Consider the following 522-nt stretch of genomic DNA (forward strand, 5'->3'; position numbering starts at 1 on the left):
GTCATCAATCTTAAGGAATCTTCTAAACGAAATCCGGTCAATCATTTGATATTCCATTGCATCATCAGATAGATTGTATAAGCGTTGTAAAATTAGAATTTTCAACATTAAAACAAGGTCATAGGGCGGTCTACCACCATGAGATTTGTTTTTTAAATCATACTAAAAAATCCGGTTAAGAGTTGGGCGAAAACACTCGAAATCAACCACTTTTTCTAACCGCTCAAGAGGGTCTCCTTTTAAACTTAATTTTTCAAGATAGTCGCTATCTCCAAATAAATTCATCTTCAATACCTCGTTAGCTTATTTTTAATCTATTATACCTCTTTTCATACGTTTTTAGAGGTGCCCTTAAACTTATATCTTTATTTATACGTAAAATTTCTTGCAGTTTAAAGTTTGAAACCCATACCTTCACTTGCATTAAAAGATTTTATATTATATAATATAACCCGAATTGCTAGTTGATTATTTAGCCATGACTTGATACCCGATAGAATATCTTAAAGTCTCTGGTTCCAG

Annotated in this window: 1 pseudogene; it reads right to left on the reverse strand. The window is 31.8% G+C overall.

Annotated elements, in window-relative coordinates:
• Positions 1-285, reverse strand: a pseudogene (locus tag RSC39_RS12065) (transposase); the annotation flags it as partial.
• Positions 286-522 lie beyond the last annotated feature (237 nt).

The organism is Lactococcus sp., assembly GCF_036648155.1.
GTDB lineage: Bacteria > Bacillota > Bacilli > Lactobacillales > Streptococcaceae > Lactococcus > Lactococcus cremoris.